Source organism: Allobosea sp. NPDC055332 (assembly GCF_053645455.1).
This window is the reverse complement of record NZ_JBSHMO010000002.1, coordinates 1,244,621-1,264,756: the sequence shown is the minus strand read 5'-3', so window position 1 is coordinate 1,264,756 and position 20,136 is coordinate 1,244,621. Positions and strand designations below refer to the sequence as shown.

The 20,136-nt window shown below is 66.0% G+C and carries 19 protein-coding genes; 12 read left to right on the top strand and 7 right to left on the bottom strand.

Annotated features, from left to right (window positions below; all coding sequences use genetic code 11):
* The first annotated feature begins 13 nt into the window (after window positions 1-13).
* From ACWIGM_RS14665 to ACWIGM_RS14645, 5 genes are all read left to right on the top strand, one after another.
* Window positions 14-1,384 carry an ABC transporter substrate-binding protein gene (locus ACWIGM_RS14665; RefSeq protein WP_454027005.1) on the top strand — a complete coding sequence of 457 codons (1,371 nt, stop codon included), beginning with the start codon at window positions 14-16 and terminating at the stop codon, window positions 1,382-1,384.
* A 105-nt stretch (window positions 1,385-1,489) separates the two neighbouring features.
* Window positions 1,490-2,377: a carbohydrate ABC transporter permease gene (locus ACWIGM_RS14660; RefSeq protein ID WP_454026651.1), complete on the top strand. Its 888-nt coding sequence runs from the start codon at window positions 1,490-1,492 to the stop codon at window positions 2,375-2,377.
* Window positions 2,377-3,213: a carbohydrate ABC transporter permease gene (locus ACWIGM_RS14655; protein WP_454026650.1), complete on the top strand. Its 837-nt coding sequence runs from the start codon at window positions 2,377-2,379 to the stop codon at window positions 3,211-3,213. Before ACWIGM_RS14660 ends, ACWIGM_RS14655 begins: the two co-directional genes overlap by 1 nt.
* A 128-nt stretch (window positions 3,214-3,341) precedes the next feature.
* Window positions 3,342-4,328, top strand: a complete 987-nt coding sequence (gene tal, locus ACWIGM_RS14650; RefSeq protein ID WP_454026649.1) for a transaldolase — start codon at window positions 3,342-3,344, stop codon at window positions 4,326-4,328.
* Complete coding sequence (locus ACWIGM_RS14645) at window positions 4,325-5,041, top strand: SDR family NAD(P)-dependent oxidoreductase (protein WP_454026648.1); 717 nt, start codon at window positions 4,325-4,327, stop codon at window positions 5,039-5,041. The genes tal and ACWIGM_RS14645 overlap by 4 nt, the downstream gene beginning before the upstream one ends.
* Here ACWIGM_RS14645 and ACWIGM_RS14640 read toward each other — a convergent pair.
* A complete protein-coding gene (locus ACWIGM_RS14640; RefSeq protein WP_454026647.1) occupies window positions 5,035-5,541 on the bottom strand; it encodes a hypothetical protein in 507 nt (168 codons plus the stop codon). The two genes, ACWIGM_RS14645 and ACWIGM_RS14640, sit on opposite strands and share 7 nt — an antisense overlap.
* Before the next feature lie 260 nt (window positions 5,542-5,801).
* On the opposite strand from ACWIGM_RS14640, the gene ACWIGM_RS14635 reads away from it, so the two are divergent.
* Window positions 5,802-6,368 (top strand): YceI family protein, encoded by a 567-nt coding sequence (locus ACWIGM_RS14635; RefSeq protein ID WP_454026646.1) that lies wholly within the window; start codon window positions 5,802-5,804, stop codon window positions 6,366-6,368.
* Between the two features lie 40 nt (window positions 6,369-6,408).
* Entirely contained in the window at window positions 6,409-6,963 is a 555-nt protein-coding gene (locus tag ACWIGM_RS14630; protein ID WP_454026645.1) for a cytochrome b, read from the top strand.
* Here ACWIGM_RS14630 and ACWIGM_RS14625 read toward each other — a convergent pair.
* The 4 genes from ACWIGM_RS14625 to amaB form a co-directional block, all read right to left on the bottom strand.
* Entirely contained in the window at window positions 6,948-8,624 is a 1,677-nt protein-coding gene (locus tag ACWIGM_RS14625) for a thiamine pyrophosphate-binding protein (RefSeq protein ID WP_454026644.1), read from the bottom strand. The genes ACWIGM_RS14630 and ACWIGM_RS14625 overlap by 16 nt on opposite strands.
* Window positions 8,617-9,801, bottom strand: coding sequence for a CaiB/BaiF CoA transferase family protein (locus ACWIGM_RS14620; protein ID WP_454026643.1), 1,185 nt, complete (start codon window positions 9,799-9,801; stop codon window positions 8,617-8,619). The genes ACWIGM_RS14625 and ACWIGM_RS14620 overlap by 8 nt, the downstream gene beginning before the upstream one ends.
* A gap of 345 nt (window positions 9,802-10,146) precedes the next feature.
* Window positions 10,147-11,364: an acyl-CoA dehydrogenase gene (locus ACWIGM_RS14615; protein WP_454026642.1), complete on the bottom strand. Its 1,218-nt coding sequence runs from the start codon at window positions 11,362-11,364 to the stop codon at window positions 10,147-10,149.
* Window positions 11,365-11,386: 22 nt separating this feature from the next.
* Entirely contained in the window at window positions 11,387-12,907 is a 1,521-nt protein-coding gene (amaB, locus tag ACWIGM_RS14610) for an L-piperidine-6-carboxylate dehydrogenase (protein WP_454026641.1), read from the bottom strand.
* Between the two features lie 181 nt (window positions 12,908-13,088).
* Here amaB and ACWIGM_RS14605 point away from each other — a divergent pair, with 181 nt between their 5' ends.
* The 3 genes from ACWIGM_RS14605 (at window position 13,089) to ACWIGM_RS14595 (ending at window position 15,818) form a co-directional block, all read left to right on the top strand.
* On the top strand, window positions 13,089-14,003 hold the full coding sequence (locus tag ACWIGM_RS14605) for a LysR family transcriptional regulator (protein ID WP_454026640.1): 915 nt from the start codon (window positions 13,089-13,091) through the stop codon (window positions 14,001-14,003).
* Between the two features lie 72 nt (window positions 14,004-14,075).
* The gene (locus ACWIGM_RS14600; protein WP_454026639.1) at window positions 14,076-15,296 is read left to right on the top strand and encodes an NAD(P)/FAD-dependent oxidoreductase; all 1,221 of its coding nucleotides are present in this window, start codon (window positions 14,076-14,078) and stop codon (window positions 15,294-15,296) included.
* A gap of 15 nt (window positions 15,297-15,311) precedes the next feature.
* Entirely contained in the window at window positions 15,312-15,818 is a 507-nt protein-coding gene (locus tag ACWIGM_RS14595) for a DinB family protein (RefSeq protein ID WP_454026638.1), read from the top strand.
* Window positions 15,819-15,831: 13 nt separating this feature from the next.
* Here ACWIGM_RS14595 and ACWIGM_RS14590 read toward each other — a convergent pair whose 3' ends face one another.
* Window positions 15,832-16,362: a GNAT family acetyltransferase gene (locus ACWIGM_RS14590; protein WP_454026637.1), complete on the bottom strand. Its 531-nt coding sequence runs from the start codon at window positions 16,360-16,362 to the stop codon at window positions 15,832-15,834.
* Window positions 16,363-16,539: 177 nt separating this feature from the next.
* Here ACWIGM_RS14590 and ACWIGM_RS14585 point away from each other — a divergent pair, with 177 nt between their 5' ends.
* Both ACWIGM_RS14585 and ACWIGM_RS14580 read left to right on the top strand, forming a co-directional pair.
* Entirely contained in the window at window positions 16,540-17,172 is a 633-nt protein-coding gene (locus tag ACWIGM_RS14585) for a LysE family translocator (RefSeq protein WP_454027004.1), read from the top strand.
* 105 nt (window positions 17,173-17,277) lie between these two features.
* Complete coding sequence (locus ACWIGM_RS14580) at window positions 17,278-18,468, top strand: pyridoxal-phosphate-dependent aminotransferase family protein (RefSeq protein WP_454026636.1); 1,191 nt, start codon at window positions 17,278-17,280, stop codon at window positions 18,466-18,468.
* A 172-nt stretch (window positions 18,469-18,640) separates the two neighbouring features.
* Here ACWIGM_RS14580 and ACWIGM_RS14575 read toward each other — a convergent pair whose 3' ends face one another.
* Window positions 18,641-20,107: a methyl-accepting chemotaxis protein gene (locus ACWIGM_RS14575; protein WP_454026635.1), complete on the bottom strand. Its 1,467-nt coding sequence runs from the start codon at window positions 20,105-20,107 to the stop codon at window positions 18,641-18,643.
* Between the last annotated feature and the right edge of the window lie 29 nt (window positions 20,108-20,136).

Sequence of the window (20,136 nt, the reverse complement as noted above, 5' to 3'; positions counted from 1 at the left end):
TTCGATGAAATCCATGCGCTCTCTGGCTGCCGGCGCAGCCTTGGCAGCCATCGCCGCCGGATGGTCCGGAGCTGCGCTCGCGCAGGAGACGGTGACGGTCTGGTTCACCAAGGGCTTCTACAAGGGCGAGGACGACGCGCTGCTCGCCGTCGTAGACAAGTTCCAGAAGGCGACGGGCGTCAAGGTCGACCTCTCCCTCTATGCCACCGAAGACTGCGTCACCAAGTCGGTTGGTGCCGTCCAGGCAGGCACGCCGCCGGATGTCGGCTTCTGCACCACCTATGATTTCCGCACCACCGGCCAATGGGCCTTCGAGGGCAAGCTCGAGGACGTCAGCGACGTGCTGGAGCCGATCAAGGCGCAGATCCAGCCGCAGGCGCTGGCGACGACCCTGCTGATGAACGACAAGACCAAGAAGAAGGCCTACTACGCCTTCCCGGTCCAGCAGCAGATGATGCACATCACCTACTGGAAGGACATGCTGGAAGAGGCCGGCTTCAAGGAAAGCGACATCCCGAAGGGTTGGGACGGCTATTGGGACTTCTGGTGCGACAAGGTCCAGGGCGCGCTGCGCGCCAAGGGCAAGCGCATCTACGCCGTCGGCCATCCGATGGGCGTCGCCGCCTCCGACACCTTCTATTCCTTCCTGACCTTCGCCAACGCCTTCAACGCCAAGGTCGTCGACGAGAACGGCAAGATCGTGCTCGACGAGCCGGCCAACAAGGCGGCGATGGTCAAGGCTGTGAAGGACTATTCCAACATCGCCCAGCGCGGCTGCACCCCGCCGTCCTCGGTGAACTGGCTCGACCCCGACAACAACGTCGCCTTCCATAACCGCACGACGGTGCTGACCCACAACGCCACGATCTCGATCGCGGCCAAGCACCTCGACGATATGAACAACCAGGCCCTGACGCAGGAACAGCGCGACCAGGCCAAGAAGAACTATTACGACAACATCCGCACGGCCGAATTCCCGAACAAGCCGGACGGTTCGCCGATGACCAACCTCGCCGCGGTCAAGACGGCGGTCGTCTTCGCCGACGGCAAGAACAAGAAGCGCGGCAAGGAATTCATGGCCTTCATGATGAAGGACGAGAATCTGCGTCCCTTCGTCGAGGGCTCGGTCGGTCGCTGGTTCCCGACCACGGTCGAGGCTGCCAAGGCCGAGTTCTGGACGGGTGCGGATCCGCACCGCAAGATCGTCTACAAGCAGTACACGGACGGCACCGTGCCGTTCCAGTTCGTCTACAACTACAAGTTCACCACGGTGAATGCCGAGAACGTCTGGGCCAAGGCGGTCAACCGCGTCGTCCAGGACAAGATCTCGCCCGAGCAGGCGGTCGACGAGATGATCGCCCGCATCAAGCAGATCGCCGGCTGACGCAGGGATAGCGCAAGCCGACAAGCACGGCATCCCGCGGCGCAAGCGTTCGCGGGATGCCGGCCCGTCTCCGGCCGACGGGGCATATCGAGGGAGAACAAGAAGATGACCACGGCAGCGATGGCTCCCCCCGCGACCGTTTCAAGTAGTGCAACCTCCGGGCAGGCGCGCGATCGGGTGTTCTGGGGCGTGCTCATGCTCGCGCCCTATCTGCTCGTCTTCGCGGTGATGGTGGTCTATCCCGTCGCCTATGGCCTTTGGCTCGGCCTCAACTGGCAGTCCTACAAGGCGCTCTTCGCCGATCCGATCTTCATCCGCACGCTGGTCAACACCGTCGTCTTCCTGTTCGTCGCGGTGAACCTGAAGTTCCTGATGGCGCTGTTCCTGTCGGGCTTCTTCGTCCAGCAGCGCGCCTGGGTGCGCTTCATGCTGGTGCTGTTCATTCTGCCCTGGGCGGTGCCGTCGATCCCGACCATCCTGTCCTTCCGGGTCATGCTCAATCCTGAAAACGGCATGATCAACCAGCAGCTCTTCCATTGGTTCGGCATCGTCGAGGGACCGGGCTGGCTGACTGATCCGACACTCGCTTTCGCCTCTTCGATCCTCGTCCATATCTGGAAGTCGCTGCCGTTCTGGACGCTCATCCTTGTCACTGGCCGGCTCGCCATCGCGCACGACCTCTATGAGGCCGCCAGCGTCGACGGCGCCAACAAATGGCAGCAGTTCCGCTTCATCACCTGGCCGTCGCTGGCGACGCTCTACGTCACCTCGACGCTGCTTTCGATGATCTGGACGCTGGGCGATTTCAACAGCGTCTATCTGCTCACCGGCGGTGGTCCGGGCGACCTCAACCACGTGCTGGCGACGCTCGGCATCCGCTATATGCGCAACAACAATCTCGACCTCGGCATCGCCTCGATCATCTGTGCGATGCCGCTGATCCTGCCCATGGTCTGGTTCATGGTGAAGCGCCTCTCGAAGGGAGCCGAATGATGAAGAAGGTTCTCGATGAGGGTAAGCTGATCCTGATTGCGGTCCCGGTTCTGATCTGGACGCTGCTGCCGATCTACCATCTCTTCGTGCTGTCGATCTCGACGCAGGAATCGATGCTGGCCGGCAAGCTCTGGCCGGAGAAGCCGACGCTGCAGAACTTCCAGATCGTCTTCAACCAGCAGCACTACTACCTGACGAACTTCTGGCTGCAGCTGTTCAACAGCTTCCTGATCGCGATCGCGACCGGGCTCCTCACCCTGTTCATCGCGACCTGCGCCGCCTTCGCCATCTCGCGGCTGAAGGCGCCGGGCGGCCGCTCGATCATGAACTTCGCGCTCGCGACCTATCTGATCCCGGCCGCCTTCCTCGCCATCCCCATGTACAAGGCCATGGGCACCTTCGGACTGCTCAACACCCGCGTCGCGCTGATCCTCGCCATGGTGGCATTGGCTTCGCCCTATGCGATCTGGGTGCTGAAGCAGGCCTCGGACAAGCTTCCCAAGGAGCTCGACGAGGCCGCGATCATGGACGGCGCCAACTCGTTGCAGCTCTTCCGGCTGGTCTACCTGCCGCTGATGAAGCCTTCCATGGTGGTGATCGGCATCTACGCGCTGCTGCTCGCCTGGAACGAGTATCTCTACGCCTTCCTGCTCCTCTCCAGCGAGCGGGCGGTGCCGCTGGCCGTCGGCCTCGGCCTCTTCCTCTCGGCTGACGACGCGCCCTGGAACCTCTTGATGACGGCAGGCCTGATCTACGCCATCCCGCCGGCAGTGATCTACTATGGCTTCCGGAAGAACATGGTCACCGGCCTGACTTCGGGCGCGGTGAAGAGCTGACGAAGGCATCGACGGAGCGACCCGGCTGGGGCTGATGCAGGGCCGGGTTGCTTCGCTTTCGCTCGCAATGACGGTCGGCAGGCCGCATATTGGCGTTGGACGCCGCAACAACCCTTACGGATGACGTGATGACCGCCTCAAAGCTCGACCAGCTCCGCGCCATGACCACCGTCGTCGCCGACACCGGCGATATCGAGGCCGTGCGCCGCCTCAAGCCCGTCGACTGCACCACCAATCCGACGCTGCTGCTCAAGGCGGTGGAGACGCCGGCCTATGCCGGTCTCGTCGAGGAGGCGATCGCCTGGGGCAAGCGCCAGGGCAGCGGCGCAGGCGCGATCGAGGCGGTTTGCGATCGGCTCGCCGTCACCTTCGGCACCGAACTGACCAAGATCGTCCCTGGCCGGGTCTCGACCGAGGTCGACGCCGATCTCTCCTTCGACACCGAAGCGACGATCGCCAAGGCACGCGCCATCATCGCCGCCTACAAGGAGCGCGGCGTAGGGCGCGAGCGCATCCTGATCAAGATCGCCTCGACCTGGGAGGGAATCCAGGCCGCTCGCGTGCTGCAGGCCGAGGGCATCGACTGCAACCTGACCCTGCTCTTTGCCTTGCCGCAGGCTGTCGCCGCGGCCGATGCCAAGGCTTTTTTGATCTCGCCCTTCGTCGGCCGCATCCTCGACTGGCATGTGAAGGCGGGCGGCGGTCCCTACACCGCCGAGACCGATCCGGGCGTCGTCTCGGTGAAGAGCATCTACGCCTACTACAAGGCGTTCGGGATCAAGACCGTCGTCATGGGGGCCTCCTTCCGCAACACAGGCGAGATCGAGGAACTGGCCGGCTGCGACCGCTTGACGATCGGCCCGGGGTTGCTCGACGAGCTGGCTGGCGCCACTGGCGATCTGCCGCGCAAATTGTCGCCGGCCGCCTCGCCGCAAGTGGCGTCCCCCGGAGGGGCAAAGAAGATCTCGCTCGACGAGAAGGCCTTCCGCTTCACCATGAACGAGGACGCGATGGCGACCGAGAAGCTCGCCGAGGGCATTCGCGGTTTCGTCAAGGATCTGCGCAGCCTGCGCAAGCTCGTCGCCGCCAAGCTCGACGAGGCCAAGGCGGCGTGAACACGGAGGCTTCGGCGAAGGTCGCCGTCGTCACCGGCGGCGCCAGGGGCATCGGCCGCGCCGTCTGCGAGCGGCTGGCGCAGGATGGCTTCGCCCCGGTCGTCTGGGATCTCAGGGAAGGCGAGGGCGGCCACGCCTTCGTCGCCTGCGATGTCACCGACGAGGCGCAGGTCGCCGCCGCGCTCGATAGAACCGAGCGCGAGCATGGGCCGATAGCCGTCCTGATCAACAATGCCGGCTTGACCGGTCCTTCGACGACGGTCGCCGAGACGCCATTGGCGCAGTGGCAGACGATTCAGGCGGTCAACCTGACCGGTACCTTCCTTTGCTCGCGTGCGGTCGCGGGCGCGATGGTGCCACGCGGATATGGCCGCATCGTCAATGTCGCCTCGCTCGCCGGCAAGGAGGGCACGCCGACGCTTTCGGCCTACAGCGCTGCCAAGGCCGGCGTGATCGCGCTGACCAAGGCCCATGGCAAGGAGCTCGCGGGCACCGGCGTTTTGGTCAATGCGGTGGCGCCGGCCGCGATCGAGACTGAGTTATTGCAGCAGATGAGCGCGGAGACGGTCGCGACCATGATCGGCAAAAGCCCGCTGAAGCGGCTCGGCACGGTCGACGAACTGGCCGAGCTGGTCGCCTGGCTCGCCAGTGAGAAATGCAGTTTCTCGACCGGCGCCGCCTTCGATCTGTCAGGCGGTCGCGCGACTTACTGAGCTTGCGCGGTCGTGTTGTTATCCGCCTTCGTCGCCAGCACAGCAGGCACGACGGGAGCAGTCGTGGCGGGCGTGAAATAGGCCCGCCCGCGCGCTGCGGCCGCTTCCAGCGTTTGCTGCTGCGCCTTCGGCAGTCGCTTGGTGTCTTCGAGCGCGGTGAAATCGCTGCTCGCATGGTCCGACGCGCGTTGCCCATCGAAGACGACGACGCCGCTGCGGGTGACGACGATATCGCCCTTCCGCAGCGTGGGATCACGCAGATACCAATAGCTGTCGCTGGCCGGATCGAGCTTGACCGCGGGCTCCGCTGGCTTCGTGCTTACCGGGCGCGGCTTGCTGGGCTTCGGCTTGATGGCCGGTCCATCCGGAATGCCGATCGCCGCCGGTGGGGTCGGGTTGCCGAAGATCGCGCGTGTCAGATCGTCGAGGAAGCCCGCAGCCTGCGCTGGCGAGGCTATGGCAAGGCCGAAGCTGCCGGCAATGCCGATCGCCAGGATCATCCGTCGTGTCATGGCCGAACCTCCTGTTCGTGCATCGCTCGGTTGCGTCGCGCTTGTTCGCGTCAGCGCCGCAATCGACCAGAGCAGGCGCCGTTCCTCTCAAACGAGGTACGGGCAGGAAAGTTCGATCTCTCCGTTGCATCACCATTGCGCCGGGCCGCACGCCGGCCGCGGCGTACACGATTGCGCGCGTGCTCTGGCGGGCGCTGCGGTGCGGGTCTACACATCCGTTCTCGTCCAAGCAGACCGGGCGGGCTGTCATGGCGATCCGTTCGCTCCTCGCATTATTCCTGTCTGCTGCGCTTGCGACGGTGGCTTCCGGACAAGCGCCGGGCTCGCTTCGACAAGGAGCGAGCGAGGTCTCTTTCGTCGCCAAACGCTTCGGCGTGCCGACAGCCTCGGGCATCTTCGACCATGTCGATGGCGCCATTTCTCTCGATTTCGACCGTCCCGAGCGCAGCCGCATCAAGGTGACGATTGAAACGGTCTCGCTCCACACCGGCACTGCCTTGGTCGACGGCTTCATCAAGGGCGAGAGCATGCTCGATGTCGGCCGTTACCCGACGGCGACCTTCGTCTCCGAGCAGATCAGCCGGGTCGATGGTCGCAGCCTGGTGATCCGGGGCCGGTTGACGATCCGCGGCACGACGCAAAAGGTGAATGTGAACGCGGTCGCCGAACGCGATCCGGCGGGCCTGCGACCGGGCGAGCGACTGCCATTCCGCGCGACCACGGCCTTCTCGCGCAATGCCTTCGCCATCGGGCGCGACGTCAACGTCGTCGACGATCAGGTCGACCTTTCGATTCGCGGCGAGATCCTGCGCTGAACAGCGCCTGTCGTGACAGGCAGGAGGTGGGGTTTTGGCGATGCGCCCGAGACGCTGGCATCCCCTGATCATCGCCCTGCACTGGCTGACGCTGGTGCTGATCCTCGTGCAGTTCGGGCTCGCTCAAGTAATGCGCGACGAGACGCGTGACCTGATCAGCCGCTTCCCGCTCTACCAGTGGCACAAATCGATTGGGCTCACTGTCGCTGCGCTCGTCCTCCTGCGCCTCGTCTTGCGGCTGGCCCTGCCGGAGCCGCAGTCGCTCAACCTGCCGGCCTGGCAGGCGTTTGCCGCGGCAAGCGTCCGGGCCGGGCTCTATCTTTGCCTGCTGGCGCTGCCGCTGACCGGCCTGCTGATGGTCTCGGCCGCGCCGATCCAGATCCCGACGCTGTTCTATGGCTGGGTCGCCGTGCCGCATCCGATCGGTCCGGACAAGGCCATCTACGAGGCGATGCTGCGCCTGCATGAGGCGCTCTTCACCACACTGGCCACGCTCGCAGCGATCCATGCCGGCGCGGCCCTGTTCCATCAGTTCGCGCTGAAGGACGGGCTGATGCGCCGGATCTGGTTCGGCCGCGATCAGCCCTTGCCCTGAGCCTCCAGCGCCTCGGCGCGGATGGTCGAGAGCGACTTCGCCGGGGTGATCGCCTCGGGGTCGAGCAGGCAGTGGATGATCGCGGGCTTGCCGCTGCTCAACGCCCGCTCGAAGGCCGGCGCGAACTCCTCGGTCGTCTCGACCCGTTCGCCATGGCCGCCGAAGGCCCTGGCATAGGCGGCGAAGTCGGGGTTCTTCAGCGTCGTTGCCGAGACCCGGCCGGGATAATGCTTCTCCTGGTGCATGCGGATCGTGCCGTACATGCCGTTGTCGACGACGATGACGATCACCGGCAGATCGTACTGCACCGCAGTCGCGAAATCCTGGCCGTTCATCAGGAAGCAGCCATCGCCGGCAAAGGCGATCACCGTCCGCTCAGGGAAAATCCGCTTGGCGCCGATCGCCGCTGGCACGCCATAGCCCATCGAGCCGGAGGTCGGCGCGAGCTGCGTCGCGAACTTGGTGAAGCGGTGGAAGCGGTGCACCCAGGTGGCGTAGTTGCCGGCGCCGTTGCATAGGATCGCATCGGCCGGAATGTTCCGGCGCAGCCAGGTCACCATCTCGCCGGGATGGAATTTGCCCGGCACCGGCGCTGGTTGCTCGCTCCAGGCGAGATAGGCGTCATGTGCCTCGGCTGCCGCACCGGCCCACGGGATCACCTGCGGCGGATGCACGGTCTCGAGCGCCGCGCAGAAGGCGGTCGGCGAGGCGTTGATCGCCAGCTCCGCCCGGTAGACGCGGCCGAGCTCTTCCGGATCGGGATGGACATGCACCAGCGGCCTGCCGGGATTGGGAATGCCGAACAGCGTGTAGGACTGGCTCGGCATCTCCGAAAGACGCCCGCCGACCAGCAGCACGAGGTCGCTGTCCTGGATGCGCTTCAGCAGCTTGGGATTGGGGCCGATGCCGAGATCCCCGGCGAAGTTCGGATGATCGGCCGGGAAGACCATCTGCCGGCGGAACGAGACCGCGACCGGCAGGTCGAAGCGCTCGGCGAAGCGCTGGAAGCGCGCGATCGCTTGCGGGTCCCAGCGCGAGCCGCCGAGAATGGCGATCGGCGCCTTCGCCGCCCAGAGCCGCTTCTGCAGGTCGATCGTCTGCAGGAGGGAAGGATGCGTCTCGGTGACCTGGTAGGGGGCTGCGTCCGGCACATCGGCGAGGTCGGTCAGCACGTCCTCTGGCAGCGCGATCACCACCGGGCCAGGGCGGCCGGCGGTGGCGACATGGAAGGCGCGGCTGATGATCTCGGGAATTCGGGCGGCATCGTCGATCTCGGTCGCCCATTTCGTCATCGTGCCGAAGACGGCGCGGTAGTCGAGTTCCTGGAAGGCCTCGCGCTCGCGCATGCCGCGCTCGATCTGGCCGACGAACAGGATCATCGGCGTCGAATCCTGGTCGGCGATATGGATGCCCGGCGAGGCGTTGGTCGCGCCGGGGCCGCGCGTCACGAAGCAGATGCCGGGCTTGCCTGTCAGCTTGCCGGCGGCCTCCGCCATCATCGCCGCGCCGCCCTCGGCCCGGCAGATGGTGACCTTCATCTCGGCATCATGAAGCGCGTCGAGCACGGCGAGGTAGCTCTCGCCCGGGACGCAGAAGGCGTCGGTGGCGCCGTGGATCAGGAGTTGGTCGACGAGGATCTGCCCGCCAGTGCGCTCAGCCATGATGCGGCCCTCCCCAGGCCGGGTCATTCAGGATCTCTTCGGCATGCTCGCCCAGGCGCGGGCTCGGCCGGCTGGCGACCTGCCTGATGCCGTCGAGCACGATCGGCGAGGCGACGGTCGGTGTCGAACCGGCCTTGGCTGCCGGGTTCTTGAGATCGACGCGCACGCCGCGGGCCTTGACCTGCGGGTCGGCGAAGACCTCTTCGATCGTATTGATCGGGCCGGCCGGCACGCCGACCGCCTCCAGCTTCGCCAGCAGGTCGAGCTTGGCGAAGCGGCTGGTCAGCGCGTTGAGCCGTGCCGTCAGGGCGACGCGGTTGGCGACGCGCGAGCGGTTGTCGACATAGTCGGGTTCGCTGGCGAAGCCGGCATCGCCGACCACCTCGCAGAGCTTGCGCCACTGCCCGTCATTGCCGGTGGCGATGATGATGTGTCCGTCCGCCACCGGGAAGACGTCATAGGGCACGATGTTGGGATGGGCGTTGCCGAGCCGCTGCGGCGCCTTGCCGGAAGTGAGATAGTTCATCGCCTGGTTGCCGAGCACAGCCACCTGCGCATCGAGCAGCGCCATGTCGAGGACAGCGCCTTCGCCGGTCGTGTCACGCCGGCGCAAGGCAGCGAGGATGCCGGTGGTGGCGTATAGGCCGGTATAGATGTCGGCGACGGCATAGCCGGCCTTCATCGGCGCGCCCTCCGGCTCGCCGGTGACCGACATCGGCCCGCCCATGCCCTGCACGAGGAAGTCGTAGCCGGCGCGCGGCGCATAGGGGCCGTCCTGGCCGAAGCCGGTGACCGAGCAGTAGATCAGCCGCGGATAGGCCTTGCGCATCGAGACCGCGTCGAGCCCGTATTTGACGAGCCCGCCGACCTTGAAATTCTCGATCACCACGTCGGCATGGGCTGCGAGGCGATGCACCAGCGCCTGACCTTCCGCCGTGCGGAAATCGGCCGTGATCGAGCGTTTGCCGCGATTGGCCGAGTGGAAATAGGCAGCCGAGAGATGCTCCTCGCCCGTGCCCTCGACGAAGGGCGGGCCCCATTTGCGGGTGTCGTCGCCCTCGGGCGCCTCGACCTTGACGACGTCGGCGCCGAGATCGGCAAGGAGCTGGCCGATCCAGGGGCCTGCGAGGATGCGCGCCAGTTCAAGGACGCGCAGGCCGGCGAGGGGAGGGGTCATGGGATCGTCAGGCTCAGTGGTGGAAATCTAGGAATAGGGCGGGGCTCGGAGTTATCGAACTGTTCGACATCCCTGATCGTCGCAAGGCCGTGATGGGTAACAGGCCCGAAACCGCTCGAGAAAGTCGCGATATAGAACCAGTCCGCCCGGCTCGGTCGCGTAATCCGTAGAGGCTGTTCAGCCGAAGGCGCGAACGGGTCTGTCAAGAACGGGACGCTTTTCCGATTAGGCAGTTCCGCTGCCGTGACTGAGGCAGGAAGGGCGATGAGTAGGCAGGCCGCCAAGCTCGAAACGTGTCCGGGCTTGGCGTCCTTCATCGATCAATCTGCTCTACCTTCCGAGGGATCAGAAGAACGCCTGCAGCCCGGTCACCGCCCGGCCGAGGATCAGCGCGTGGACGTCGTGCGTGCCCTCATAGGTGTTGACCGTCTCGAGGTTCGCCGCATGGCGCATGACATGGTACTCGATCGAGATGCCGTTGCCGCCGTGCATGTCGCGGGCCGCGCGGGCGATGTCGAGCGCCTTGCCGCAATTGTTGCGCTTGACGAGGGAGATCATCTCCGGCGCCATCTGACCAGCGTCGAGCAGGCGGCCAACGCGCAGCGAGCCCTGCAGGCCGAGCGTGATCTCGGTGACCATGTCGGCGAGCTTCTTCTGGAAGAGCTGCGTCTGGGCGAGCGGCTTGTTGAACTGCTTGCGGTCGAGCCCGTATTGGCGGGCGCGGTGGAAGCAGTCCTCGGCGGCGCCCATGGCGCCCCAGGAGATGCCGTAGCGGGCGCGGTTGAGGCAGCCGAACGGGCCCTTCAGGCCCGAGACGTTCGGCAGCAGATTCTCTTCCGGCACGATCACGCCGTCCATGACGACTTCGCCGGTGATCGAGGCGCGCAGCGAGAGCTTGCCGCCGATCTTCGGGGCGGAGAGGCCCTTCATGCCCTTTTCGAGGATGAAGCCGCGGATCTGGTTGTCATGCGCGGCCGATTTCGCCCAGACGACGAAGACGTCGGCGATCGGCGAGTTCGAGATCCACATCTTGGAGCCGGTCAGCTTGTAGCCGTCGGCGACCTTCTCGGCCCGGGTCTTCATGCCACCCGGGTCTGAGCCGGCATCCGGCTCGGTCAGGCCGAAGCAGCCGACCCATTCGCCGGAGGCGAGCTTGGGCAGGTACTTCTTGCGCTGGTTCTCGTCGCCATAGGCGTAGATCGGGTACATCACCAGCGAGGACTGCACCGACATCATCGAGCGATAGCCGGAGTCGATGCGCTCGACCTCGCGGGCGACGAGCCCGTAGGAGACGTAATTGGCGCCGGCGCAGCCATATTCTTCCGGAACCGTCACGCCGAGCAGGCCGAGCTCGCCCATCTCGTTGAAGATGCCGCGCTCGGTCTTCTCCTCGAGATAGGCGTCGGCCACGCGCGGCAGCAGCTTCTCCTGCGCATAGTCACGCGCGGTGTCGCGGATCAGCCGCTCGTCCTCGTTGAGCTGGTCGTCGAGCAGGAAGGGGTCCTGCCAGTTGAACTCGGCCAGCTTGTGGCTATGGGCGGTCTTGCGCGCGGCCTCGGCCATGGTGCTCTCCCTTGTCTTCTTGTCAGGCGTCGACGTCGAAGCTGACGCCCTGCGCCAGCGGCAGCGTGGTGCCGTAGTTCAGCGTGTTGGTGGCGCGGCGCATATAGGCCTTCCAGGCGTCCGAGCCGGCCTCGCGGCCGCCACCGGTTTCCTTCTCGCCACCGAAGGCGCCGCCGATCTCGGCGCCGGACGGGCCGATATTGACGTTGGCGATGCCGCAATCGGAGCCCTCGTCGGAGACGAACAGTTCGGCCTCACGCATGTTCAGCGTGAAGATCGAGGAGGACAGGCCAGCGCCCACGGCGTTCTGCAGCGCGATCGCCTCGTCGATCGACTTGTACTTCATCACATAGAGGATCGGCGCGAAGGTCTCGCGCTCGACCGGGCCGCACTGGCTGGGCATCTCGACCAGGGCGGGGCGGACATAGAAGCCGCCGGAGCCGACATCGACCTTCTCGCCGCCATGGACCTTGCCGCCCTCGGCCTTGGCCTCGGACAGCGCCTTCTGCATGCCCTGATAGGCGGCTTCATCCACCAGCGGGCCGACCAGAACGCCGGCCTCGCGCGGATCGCCGATCTTCACCGAGCCGTAGACCTTGGCGAGCTTCGGCACGAGCTGGTCGTAGACGCTCTCGTGCACGATCAGGCGGCGCAGCGTGGTGCAGCGCTGGCCGGCCGTACCCATCGCTGCGAAGGCGATGCCGCGCAGGGCGATGTCGAGATCGGCCGACGGCGCCACGATCGCAGCGTTGTTGCCGCCGAGCTCGAGGATGGCGCGGGCGAAACGGGCGGCGAGCTTCTGGCCGACCTCCTTGCCCATCCGGGTCGAGCCGGTGGCGGAGACGACCGGGACGCGGTGGTCCTGGACCAGGATGTCGCCGAGCTCGCGCCCGCCGATCAGGATTTCCGACAGGCCGACGGGGGCCTCGGGACCGAAGCGCTTCATTGCCTTCAGGGTGATCGCCTGCACCGCGAGCGCGGTCAGCGGGGTTTTCTCGGAGGGCTTCCAGACGACGCTGTCGCCGCAGACGAAGGCGAGCGCCGCGTTCCACGACCAGACCGCGACCGGGAAGTTGAAGGCCGAGATCACGCCGCAGACGCCGACTGGGTGCCAGGTCTCCATCATGCGATGGTTCGGGCGCTCGGTCGCGATGGTGAGACCGTAGAGCTGGCGCGACAGGCCGACGGCGAAGTCGCAGATGTCGATCATCTCCTGGACTTCGCCGAGGCCCTCGGAGGTGACCTTGCCGGCTTCGAGTGTCACTAGGAGGCCGAGATCGGCCTTGTGCGTGCGCAGTTCCTCACCGAGCAGGCGGACGAACTCGCCGCGCCGCGGCGCGGGCACCTTGCGCCAGGCGAGATAGGCCGACTGGGCCCGGCCGATCGCGGCCTCGGCTTCTGCCGGTGTGGTCTCGCGCAGCGTGGCGACGGTCTCGCCGGTGATCGGCGAGCGGGCGCTGAGGCCGGCGCCGGCATAGGCGCTCTCGGGCACGCCGAGGCGCTTCAGCAAGGCGAGGGCGTCGTTCGGAAGGGAGGTCGTCATCGTTCGCCTATGCTCCTGCCGCCATCGGGCCATCGCGTAGCATCAGCAACGCAAATGAACCCGGATGCCGGTCCATCCAGGGACGGCGGCTTGCCGGAAGCCTGCCAGTTCGGCTGCACAATGCCCTCTTCCAGCCGCTCTCCGCAATCGATATGTTCTCACGACTTGATGAGATGAGATCATGAACTCGGAGATCGTTCCCGGCCGCCTCTCGGTGCCCTCGCTCTCGGCACTCGCCGCCTTCGAGGCGGCGGCGCGCCATGGCAGCTTCACCCGCGCCGCCGAGGAGCTCAACCTGACGCAAGGGGCGGTCAGCCGCCAGATTGCGTTGCTCGAGCAGAATCTCGGCCTGAAGCTGTTCGAGCGCGTGAAGAAGCGCGTCAGCCTGACGCCGGCCGGCGGCGCCTATGCCGCCGAGGTGCGCGACGGGCTCTCGCGTCTGGCGGCTGCGACGCTCTCGGCGATGGCCTTCCGCGGCGGCGCTGGCCTCTTGCATCTCGCCATCCTGCCGACTTTCGGCACGCGCTGGCTGATCCCGCGCTTGCCGCGCTTCACCGAGGCGCATCCCGGCGTCACCATCAATTTCTCGACCAGATTGGTACCCTTCGACTTCGCTCATGATGAGGCCGATGCCGCCATCCATTTCGGCCACCCGGTCTGGCCTGGCGCGCGGCTGCATCGCCTGATGGGCGAGGAGGTCGTGCCTGTTGCGGCGCCGGCGCTGGTGGCAAGGGCCGGGATCAGGGAGGCGGCCGACCTGCTGCGCCAGCCCTTGCTGCAGCAATCGACACGCCCGCGCGCCTGGGCCAACTGGCTGGAGCAGCAGGGCCTGCCGCCGGAGCGGGCGCTGATGGGCCCGCGCTTCGAGCAGTTCGCCATGGTGGCGCAGGCGGCGGTGGCGGGGCTCGGCGTTGCCATCGTGCCGCGCTTCCTGATCGAGGAGGAATTGCGCTCGGGCGCGCTGGTCACTCCGGTTGATAGGCCGGTGCGCGGTCCCGAAGGCTATTATCTCGTCTACCCCGAGGCCAAGGCGAGCTTGCCGGCGGTGATCGCCTTCCGCGACTGGCTGCTCGGCGAATGCGGAGAGACGAGCTAGCCTCTCGACAAGCGCCGGTTGAGGCGTCATTCATGCGCTGAGATCACGAACCACCGCTCGCGCAGGTCACTCATGTCTTCCGCTACAGGCTCGGCCGACATCGTCATCGTGGGGGGCGCCGCGATCGGCTCCTCCGTCGCCTACCATCTCGCCAGTGACCCCGGCTTCAAGGGCAAGGTCATCGTCGTCGAGAAGGATCCGACCTATCGGCTTTCGGCCTCGGCACTCTCGGCCGCCTCGATCCGCCAGCAATTCTCCAGCGCGGTGAACATCCGTGTCTCGCTCTTCGGCATCGAGTTTTTGCGCAATATCGGCCAGCATCTTGCAGTCGATGGCGAGGCGCCCTCGATCGATCTGCACGAGGGTGGCTATCTCTATGTCGCCGGCGATGAAGGACGCAGCGTTCTCCAGCAAAATCAAGCGCTTCAACAACAGGAAGGCGCCGATGTCGCGCTTTATGCTGCAGAAATGCTGCGCAACAAATTTAGCTGGCTGAATACTTCAGATCTCATTTGCGGCACCTATGGAGTCAGTGGCGAGGGCTGGTTCGACGGCTGGGCTCTGCTGCAGGCCTTCCGCAAGAAGGCGCGTTCGCTCGGCGTCGAATACCGCCAGGGTGAGGTCACCGGCTATGTCGTCGAGGGCGGCCGCGTCACCGGCGTCGAGCTGGCCGATGGCAGCCGCATCGCCTGCGCTGCGGCGGTCAACGCCTCGGGTACCCATGGCGCCAAGCTCGCCGCGACCGCCGGCGTCGCCATCCCCGTGAAGTCGATGAAGCGCTATGTCTACAGCTTCACCTGTAAGGGCGAGGTCGACAATTGCCCCCTGCTGATCGACACCTCCGGCGCCTATGTCCGCCCGGAAGGGAAGCGCGGCAGCGAGGGGCAGATGTTCATCTGCGGCTCCTCGCCGCCGGAAGAGCTCGACCGCGAATGGGTCGAGAGCGACGCCGATGTCGAGGATGTCGACTGGTCGTTCTTCGAGGAATACGTCTGGGCGCCGCTTGCCCATCGCGTGCCCGCCTTCGAGGCGATCAAGCCCGGCCGCGCCTGGGCTGGCCCCTATGATATGAACGGCCTCGACGGCAACGCCATCCTCGGCCCTGCCGTCGGCGTGCCCAATCTCTACCTCGCCAACGGCTTCTCCGGCCACGGCCTGCAGCAATCCCCGGCGGTCGGCCGTGGTCTCGCCGAGCATATCGTCAACGGCCGTTACCTTACGCTCGATCTCGCCGATCTCGGCCATGAGCGCATCGTTGCCGGGAAGCCGTTGCGAGAGGCGAACATCATCTGAAGGGGAGTGCGCGTCATGATCGACACGGCCTATGTCCCGACCATGGCGCGCTATAATCGCTGGCAGAACCGCAGCCTTTACGAGGCGGCCGACACGCTCAGCGACGAGGCGCGCCGGCAGGACCGCGGCGCCTTCTTCCGCTCGATCCACGGCACCTTCTGCCATCTGCTCTGGGCCGATCAGACCTGGCTGTCGCGCTTTGCCGGGACGCCGAAGCCGAGCGTGCCTAATCGCGAGTCTTCGACGATGATCGAGGACTGGCAGGAGCTTGTGGTCGCGCGCCGTACCTTCGACGAGACGATCCTGCACTGGGCGGAAGGCATCTCGCCAGAATGGCTCTCAGGAAATGTGACCTGGTTCTCCGGTTTGACGAGCAGCGAGATGACGATGCAGGCGCCGGTGCTCGTCATGCACTTCTTCAATCACCAGACCCATCATCGCGGCCAGGTTCATGCCATGCTGACGGCGGCGGGGGCGAAGCCAGATGATACCGACCTGATGCTGGTCGATGTGCGCGGCTGAAGCCGGCCTAGGGCTAGGCTGTTCGCCGTTTTGGCCGCTGGAGTCTTCCCCTCGCGGGTTCGTCCGGCTCGCTTTCGCCCTCGTCATCCCCGACATCGTCGGGGATCGCCGCCGTCGCATGCTGGCTGAGCTTCTGGAACAGGCCGAGCCCCACGAGTGCGGCCACCGCCACCAGCATCAGCAGCGCCGGGAACAGGATGTCGGCCGGCTTGTCGCGCGCCGACTTGGTGATCAGCACCAGCGATTCCAGGCTGAGCGCGACGATGATGATCGTCATGAACTTGGTCAGTGAGCCGCGAGCTTCCGCCGGACGCCGCAGTTCGCGGTCGGCGATGACCTCTTCCTCGAACAGGAACTTGCCGACATCGGCGACGGCGACCGCGATGATCACCAGCCCGATCCCGTCGAGCATGGTGTCGAGTGCGCCTTCGCCGGTTCGGAAGCCGGTGAAGGTGCGCGAGATCGCGACCGCCATCAGCAGTAAGGACGCCAGCAGCAAGGAGCCGGCGATGCCGGAATAGAGCAGGCGGCTGAACAAGGTCATGGCGCGGATCCCCCGAGATGCTGCGCCATGAACCCGGCAGATGCTGACTCGTTCCCGCCACCTGCTGCCAAGGACGTCTGGTGCGGGATGGCGGCGATGCAGCAGCGTCATGCTCCGCGCCTTGCGGTCGTTTCGCCGGCAATGCCATGGTCCTGCACCTCGACGCCGGAGCGCGCCATGATCGACACGACCAATCTGATCGCCTTCATCCTGCTCGCGTTCGGCATGGTGCTGACACCCGGGCCGAACATGATCTACCTGATCTCGCGTTCGATCTCGCAGGGGCCGGCCTCCGGACTGATCTCGCTCGGCGGCATCGCGCTCGGCTTCGTCTTCTATGTCGTCTGCGCCGCCTTCGGCATCACTGCGCTGCTCTTTGCCGTGCCCTTCGCCTATGACGCGCTGCGGCTCGCCGGTGCGGCCTACCTGCTCTGGCTCGCCTGGCAGGCGGTCCGGCCCGGCGGCAGCTCGCCCTTCCATGTTCGCGAGCTCAAGCATGACGGCCCGCGCAAGCTTTTTGCGATGGGCTTCCTGACCAGCCTGCTCAATCCGAAGATCGCGATGTTCTATCTGGCGCTGCTGCCGCAGTTCATCGATCCGGCCGCCGGCAGCGTGCTGGCGCAGTCGATCATCCTCGGCTTCATCCAGATCATCGTTTCGGTCAGCGTCAACACGCTGATCACCTTCGCCGCGGGTGGCATCGCCATCTTCCTGCGCACGCGTCCGTTCTGGGCGCTGGTGCAGCGCTGGCTAATGGCGACGATGCTTGCCGGCTTTGCCGTCCGCATGGCGGCCGAAGCGCGCCGCTGAGCGGTCGCGGGCAAGGATTTCTGCACTGTTAGCAAGGTTTATGCATCGCGGCGTCGGGCTGCCGGCTCATCGCGATCGGCGCAGCGCATAAAGCGGGAGTTTTCCATGAGTGTCGCCAATGGCCGGGCTCTGCTGGCGATGCCGGGCCCGACCAATGTTCCCGATCGTGTGCTGCAGGCTATGATGCGGCCCGCCGAGGAACTCTCCTCGAAGACGATCGTCGATCTGACTGAGACCCTGCTGGGCGATCTCAAGGCGATCTTCCGCACGACGGGCGAAACCTTCCTCTACGCCGCCAACGGCCATGGTGGCTGGGAGGCGGCGCTCACCAATGTCCTCGCGCGCGGCGACAAGATCCTGGTGCTCGCCAGCGGCCGCTTCGCCATTGGCTGGGGCGAGACGGCAAGGTTCATGGGGGCCGATGTCGAGGTGCTCGCCGGTTCCTGGCGCGCGGCGGTCGACCCCGCTGCGGTCGAGGAGCGCCTGCGGCAGGATAAGGACCACACGATCAAGGCGATCCTGACGGTCCAGATCGACACCGCCTCGGGCGTGGTCAACGATATCCCGGCGATCCGCCGTGCCATCGATGCCGCCGGCCACCCGGCGCTCTACATGGTCGACGGTGTCGCCTCGATCAGCTGCATGCCGTTCGAGATGGATGCCTGGGGCGTCGACGTGGCGATGTCGGCTTCGCAGAAGGGCCTGATGACGCCGCCGGGCCTCGCCTTCGTCGCCGCCAACGGCAAGGCGCTGCATGCGCATGAGCGCGCCACGATGCGCACGCCCTATTGGGATTGGACCGCGCGCCTGAACCCGTTGCTTTACATGAAGCATTGCGGCACGCCGCCCGAGCATCTGATGTTCGGCCTGCGCGCCGCGCTCGACATGATCCTCACCGAGGGCCTCGACGCTGTCTGGCGGCGCCACGCCTTGCTGGCGGCTGCGACGCAGGCCGCCATGTCGAAATGGGCAGAAGGCCAGGTGCTGAGCTTCAATGTCGTCGAGCCGGCGCAGCGCGCCCCTTCGGTCACCACGATCCTCGTCGACGGCGATCCGGCCGCCATCACCGATTATGCGCAGCAAATCTGCGGCGTGACCCTCGGCATTGCCATCGGCGATCTCGCCGGCAAGGCCTTTCGCATCGCCCATATGGGCCATGTCAATGCGCCGATGGTGCTGGGCAGCCTGAGCGCGGTCGAGATGGCGCTGCAGGCGAAGGGCATTCCGCATGGCAATGGCGGCGTCGCGGCTGCCATCGCCTATCTCGGAGCCCACGTAAGCGAAGTGGCTGCCTGAAGGGGCGGGTTCTACTCGGGACCACGTCGTCATCCTGGACAAGCGGCGAAGCCGCACAGCTCCGGGATCCATCGGAGGGCTCCGGCGCCCTACGATGGATCCCGGGCCGAGCTCCGCTCGCCCAGGATGACGGCGGTAGTTCCTCGTGAAATCGGTACGCTCTAGGCGCCGATCAGGCGGCCGAGACGCGCTGCAGGAACTGGTGCACCGTCGTCTCGAGTTCCTCGGCCTTGCCTTCGAGCGCGGTGGCCGAGTTCAACACGGCACCGGCGACCTCATGGGTCTGATTGGCCGAACCACGGATATTGTTGGTGGTCTGCGCCAGATATTCCGTGCCGGTCGCGACCTCGGCGATGCTGCGGCTGATGACATGCGTCATCTGCCCTTGTTCTTCCAGCGCCGCGGCGATCGAGAGCGTGCGCTCGCCCATGTCGGCCATGCCGGCGGTCAGCCTGGCGATTGTCTCGACCACGCCGGCCGTGGCCTGCTTGATCTCGGCGATCTGCCCGGCAATGTCCTGCGTCGCAAGCGCGGTCTGGTGCGACAGGCTCTTCACCTCACCGGCGACGACGGCAAAGCCCTTGCCGGCATCCCCGGCGCGGGCGGCTTCGATCGTCGCATTGAGTGCCAGCAGGTTGGTCTGCGCGGCGATGCCGCGGATCAGGGCGACGATGCCGTCGATGCGCTGGACCGCCTGGTCGAGGATATCGACGGTGCCCGAGGTGGTGTGGGCGCTGTCGTTCATGTCGGCAACCAGTGTCTGGGTGGTGGCGAGCTGGCGGTCGATCGACGTGATCGCGGTCGAGAGCTGCTCGGTTGCCGCGGCGACGTCCGAGACGTTGCGCGAGGATTCCTCCGAGGTCGAGGCCACGGCGGTGACCTCGCCATTGGCGATGTTGGCGATCTCGTTCAGGGCGGCGGCGCGCGCCTTCAGATCGCGGATGTTCTGCAGCACGGTCTCGAGCGTAGCGAGGAACTGCGTGTTGAAGCTGGCGACGATGTTCTGGGTTGCCGTGCGGCGAGCCGCCTCGCGCTCCATGTCGTGCAGTTGCGCCTGGTGCAGTTCTTCGGCCTGTGCGGTGGCGTCCCGGCGTGCATCTGCGGCCATGTCTCCAGCAGTTGCGAGCGTCCTGACCTGTTGCCGTGTGATCCAGAGCAGCAGGCAGAGCTGGATGACCACGCAGGCAAAGAAGAGGCTGTCGTCTTGAAGGGAGATGCCGGCTTGCGGCGATGTCGTCTCGATGACGGCCACGTGCCCTAGCGCCATGACCGTGACGGCCACGAGTGGCTGCCAGGCGCACCAGCCGGCCGACAGCGTCAGCATGATCAGCAGCACCGCATGGCCTGCCTCGTGCCACTCCGCTCCCTCCAGCACATGGGTGAGGGCGAGCGCGCTGCCGGTCGCGGCGAGCGACAGGATGATCTGCGTTGCCGTGCCGGTCGGGTCGCGCCGCCATGCCAGGGTTGCGAAGGCCGCCAGCCCGAGTGTGATCAGCAGGGGTGGAAGCGGTTCGATCCTGCCTGCTACAAAGGAGGCCAGCGCCGTTGCCGGCACCAAAAGCCAGAGCAGCAAGGTCAGAGCGCCGCCGACGCGCAAACGCAGCTGCGTCAGATAGGTGGCGGCGGAATCTGTCTGCATGCGGATGATGGCCTGTGAGCACGCGGTCC

What these genes read in the sequence shown, in the direction of transcription:
- ACWIGM_RS14665 (WP_454027005.1), top strand. Translation starts at nt 14, where the DNA reads ATGCGCTCTCTGGCTGCCGGCGCAGCCTTGGCAGCCATCGCCGCCGGA.
- ACWIGM_RS14660 (WP_454026651.1), top strand. Translation starts at nt 1,490, where the DNA reads ATGACCACGGCAGCGATGGCTCCCCCCGCGACCGTTTCAAGTAGTGCA.
- ACWIGM_RS14655 (WP_454026650.1), top strand. Translation starts at nt 2,377, where the DNA reads ATGAAGAAGGTTCTCGATGAGGGTAAGCTGATCCTGATTGCGGTCCCG.
- tal (WP_454026649.1), top strand. Translation starts at nt 3,342, where the DNA reads ATGACCGCCTCAAAGCTCGACCAGCTCCGCGCCATGACCACCGTCGTC.
- ACWIGM_RS14640 (WP_454026647.1), bottom strand. Translation starts at nt 5,541, where the DNA reads ATGATCCTGGCGATCGGCATTGCCGGCAGCTTCGGCCTTGCCATAGCC.
- ACWIGM_RS14635 (WP_454026646.1), top strand. Translation starts at nt 5,802, where the DNA reads ATGGCGATCCGTTCGCTCCTCGCATTATTCCTGTCTGCTGCGCTTGCG.
- ACWIGM_RS14630 (WP_454026645.1), top strand. Translation starts at nt 6,409, where the DNA reads ATGCGCCCGAGACGCTGGCATCCCCTGATCATCGCCCTGCACTGGCTG.
- ACWIGM_RS14625 (WP_454026644.1), bottom strand. Translation starts at nt 8,624, where the DNA reads ATGGCTGAGCGCACTGGCGGGCAGATCCTCGTCGACCAACTCCTGATC.
- ACWIGM_RS14620 (WP_454026643.1), bottom strand. Translation starts at nt 9,801, where the DNA reads ATGACCCCTCCCCTCGCCGGCCTGCGCGTCCTTGAACTGGCGCGCATC.
- ACWIGM_RS14615 (WP_454026642.1), bottom strand. Translation starts at nt 11,364, where the DNA reads ATGGCCGAGGCCGCGCGCAAGACCGCCCATAGCCACAAGCTGGCCGAG.
- amaB (WP_454026641.1), bottom strand. Translation starts at nt 12,907, where the DNA reads ATGACGACCTCCCTTCCGAACGACGCCCTCGCCTTGCTGAAGCGCCTC.
- ACWIGM_RS14605 (WP_454026640.1), top strand. Translation starts at nt 13,089, where the DNA reads ATGAACTCGGAGATCGTTCCCGGCCGCCTCTCGGTGCCCTCGCTCTCG.
- ACWIGM_RS14600 (WP_454026639.1), top strand. Translation starts at nt 14,076, where the DNA reads ATGTCTTCCGCTACAGGCTCGGCCGACATCGTCATCGTGGGGGGCGCC.
- ACWIGM_RS14595 (WP_454026638.1), top strand. Translation starts at nt 15,312, where the DNA reads ATGATCGACACGGCCTATGTCCCGACCATGGCGCGCTATAATCGCTGG.
- ACWIGM_RS14590 (WP_454026637.1), bottom strand. Translation starts at nt 16,362, where the DNA reads ATGACCTTGTTCAGCCGCCTGCTCTATTCCGGCATCGCCGGCTCCTTG.
- ACWIGM_RS14585 (WP_454027004.1), top strand. Translation starts at nt 16,540, where the DNA reads ATGATCGACACGACCAATCTGATCGCCTTCATCCTGCTCGCGTTCGGC.
- ACWIGM_RS14580 (WP_454026636.1), top strand. Translation starts at nt 17,278, where the DNA reads ATGAGTGTCGCCAATGGCCGGGCTCTGCTGGCGATGCCGGGCCCGACC.
- ACWIGM_RS14575 (WP_454026635.1), bottom strand. Translation starts at nt 20,107, where the DNA reads ATGCAGACAGATTCCGCCGCCACCTATCTGACGCAGCTGCGTTTGCGC.